Origin of the sequence: Pseudoalteromonas sp. Z1A6 (assembly GCF_011378745.1) — a bacterium.
Classification (GTDB): Bacteria; Pseudomonadota; Gammaproteobacteria; order Enterobacterales; family Alteromonadaceae; genus Pseudoalteromonas; species Pseudoalteromonas arctica.
The window spans coordinates 1-3,200 of record NZ_WTKW01000425.1 but is presented as its reverse complement, the minus strand read 5'-3'; the positions used below and the strand labels follow the sequence as shown (position 1 = coordinate 3,200).

Genomic DNA, 3,200 nt, shown 5'->3' with positions numbered 1-3,200 from the left:
GCTATTTTATTACGGAATAAAATGCAATTAGAAGCCCAAAAAAGACAATATAAACGTCGCCCTACAGGAGTCGAAAAATCATGGTAATGCGATTATTTTGCTGTTTATTGCTATTAAGTGCGATGCCTTCGTGGGCTGCCACCAAATTAGAAGCCAGCGTAGATAAAAACCCTGTTTTAGCGGGTGAATTTTTTATGCTTAATATATCCGTAGACGATACAGTTAAAGGCGAGCAACCAGACACCTCATCGCTGTTAAAAGACTTTGTGGTAGGCCCAACAAGCTTAAGTTCTCGTACCAACATTATTAATGGCAGCATTAATAAACAAACCACGTGGTCAGTTAAATTAATGACCCGTGCAGAGGGTGATTACACTATTCCGGCATTTAGCGTTGCAGGGTTAACCTCACAGCCTATTAAATTAAAAGTGGCAAAACGCTCAGTTGATGCAGATAAAAATAACGAAATATTTTTAAAAACGTCGCTCTCGAGTAATTCATTGTTTGTCCAAGAAGCCGGTGTTTACACTATTAAGCTTTACCTTGCGAAAGAGCTGCTTGATGGCAGCTTAAGCACACCAAGTATGGAAGATGCTCAGCTAACCCAATTGGGTAAGCAAACTGAAAGCTATGAGCTTGTTGATGGTAAACGCTACCTTGTTATTACTCGCGAGTATTTGATTCAGCCACAAAAAAGTGGTGCGTACACTATTGCAGGCCCCGCTTTTCAAGGGCGAGTACAACAAAATTATCGTCAATTAGAAGTATCAGCTCTTGGCGACGATCAGCAAATAGAAATTAAACCAATTCCGAGTGATTATAAAGGTGCATGGTTACCAAGCGAGCTGGTTAGTCTTGATGAAGAATGGCAACCTAACGACAACACCGTAGAAGTAGGTACGCCTATAACACGTACTATTACACTTACTGCGCTTGGAGTTACAAAAGAGCAATTACCTGAAATCTCTATGCCTACCATTGATGGCATACGCAGCTACCCTGATAAAAAAGAAAATAACAATGCAGTACGTGACGGACGCGTTGTATCGCAGCAAACCGCATCGTATGCATTACTGCCGCAAAAACCAGGTACTTATACCCTACCTGAAATAAAACTGCCTTGGTTTAACACTAAAATGAATCGTATTAGCGTAGCTACATTACCAAAGCGCACTATAACGGTAACGCCTAGTAGCACTGCGGCTAATACAGCTGTGGCAAATCCGCAGCCAAATATAAATAATTCATCTGCTATTGAAAATATATCGAATGAAGATCTAGGCACACAAAACATTGAAATTAAAAGAGATACTCCTCTTTGGTTAATTGTAGTTGCCGTTTTAGGATATATTTTATGGATTGGTACTGTAATTTTTTATCTAGTTACCCGTTCTTCTAAAAATACGACTGAAAAAGTACAGATTAATAGTGGGCGTATTGTTCAGCCAAACTTGAATGAGCTTAAAGCTTTAGCTAAAACACACGATGTGAAAGCTTTTTACACCGCATTAAATAGTTTTTCTGTAAAGGTGACTCACAAAAATGTTGGCGCTATTGATGAGCTTTGCTATCGCGTAAAGAGCAGCGAGCTTAATGGCCTCATTAGCCAATTGCAGGCACAACTTTATAGTAATAAAGGCGCAAACACGGATCTTAATGCTATTATTAAAATTCTTGAGAACTATCAAACTCAAGCATCAAAGTCGCAACAAGCTGTATTAAAAGACCTTTATGATTAATAACTACGATACTCAGGTCTTTTTTTGCAATAAATAATAATTTTTAATTAAAAAAGTGCTTATGCTTGGAAAGAAAAAATCAAACAATCAGGTCTTAATCGATATGGCAGAGAAACAAAAGCGTTATGAAGCCTTGGTCCACGTTTACAATAAAGAGCTTTATCGCTTTGCTTATTGGTTATGCCGTGATCCGCACATAGCAGATGATTTAGTACAAGAAACGTTTTTACGCGCGTGGCGTTCTCTCGACTCTTTACTTGATCAAAAGGCAGCTAAACCTTGGCTGCTTACTATATTACGAAGAGAAAATGCGCGCCGATTTGAACGTAAACAGTTTGATTACAGCGACGTAGAAAACGATACGCTTGTTGATGAAACCAGCCACTCATTAGATGATGAAATGGAGCAAACGGTTATTCAACGCCAGATTGCCCTGCTATCTGATGAATACCGAGAGCCATTATTACTACAAGTTGTAATGGGCTGCTCTGGTGAAGAGATCGCAGGCATACTTAATTTAAATAAAAACACGGTAATGACTCGTTTATACCGTGCCCGAAATCAACTTAAAGAGGCTTTAAGCCGTGATGATGAACAACTTAAAGGGGCATCAAAATAATGGATGAACTTGAGTTTCGTCGCCGCACTATTGCGCAGCCAAACGACATTGACAAGGAGCTCATGGAGTTTGCTAACAATAACCCTGAGCGACAAAGTTTTATTAACGATATGAAAGATTTTGATAAGTATATTCAAGACTCTTTAGATATACCTGTGCCTGAAAACCTTGCAGACCGCATTCTTTTAAACACATCGTTAAAAGAAAAAGCGCTACAAGAAGAGCAAGCAACGGGAAAGAACGTGGTTGATGCCCGCTCGCGTTTTAAGTTTGACCGAGTGCATCTTGCATTAGCAGCGTCTTTTGTAGTGGCTATTAGTGCCTTCTTTTTTAGTACAGAGCAAAATATTGCACACGAAGCGGGTGAGCATGCGCTTGCCCATGTGTACTACGAAATTAGTGCGCTTGACAAAAAAGAGCCCATTAGCCTACAAAGCGTTAACGACAAGCTTGCAGTATTAGGTGGTCATCTTGATGAACTTCCTGGTGATGTAACTTACGCTATGTTTTGTGATTTTAAAGGCGAAAAAGGGCTGCATTTGATATTTGAGTCTGACTTTGGCCCAATGACTGTATTTATAGTGCCATCTGAAAATAAATCATTTGGTTTTGGTGATGATAATTTCAAAGACGAGCGCTTTGAAGGTCATATTAACCGAGGCTCACAAGCAGATACTATTTTAGTGGCAAGTGTTGGAGCACCTCTAAATACTTATAACGAACGCGTTACTGGCGCTATTCGTTGGCTTTAAAATAAACAAATTTACCGCTTAGTTCCTACTAAGCGGTTTTTTGATTATATACCCACCAATAAACCTTTTCTTTTATACTCAAAACCTCTG

At 39.3% G+C, this 3,200-nt stretch carries 3 protein-coding genes; all 3 read left to right on the top strand.

Features of this window, described 5'->3' with window-relative positions; all coding sequences use genetic code 11:
- Nucleotides 1-80: 80 nt before the first annotated feature.
- Nucleotides 81-1,739, top strand: coding sequence for a BatD family protein (locus GQR46_RS18070; RefSeq protein ID WP_165741875.1), 1,659 nt, complete (start codon nucleotides 81-83; stop codon nucleotides 1,737-1,739).
- Between the two features lie 61 nt (nucleotides 1,740-1,800).
- Nucleotides 1,801-2,358, top strand: coding sequence for a sigma-70 family RNA polymerase sigma factor (locus GQR46_RS18065; RefSeq protein WP_032827217.1), 558 nt, complete (start codon nucleotides 1,801-1,803; stop codon nucleotides 2,356-2,358).
- Entirely contained in the window at nucleotides 2,358-3,110 is a 753-nt protein-coding gene (locus GQR46_RS18060) for a DUF3379 family protein (RefSeq protein WP_165741872.1), read from the top strand. The genes GQR46_RS18065 and GQR46_RS18060 overlap by 1 nt, the downstream gene beginning before the upstream one ends.
- Nucleotides 3,111-3,200: the final 90 nt, after the last annotated feature.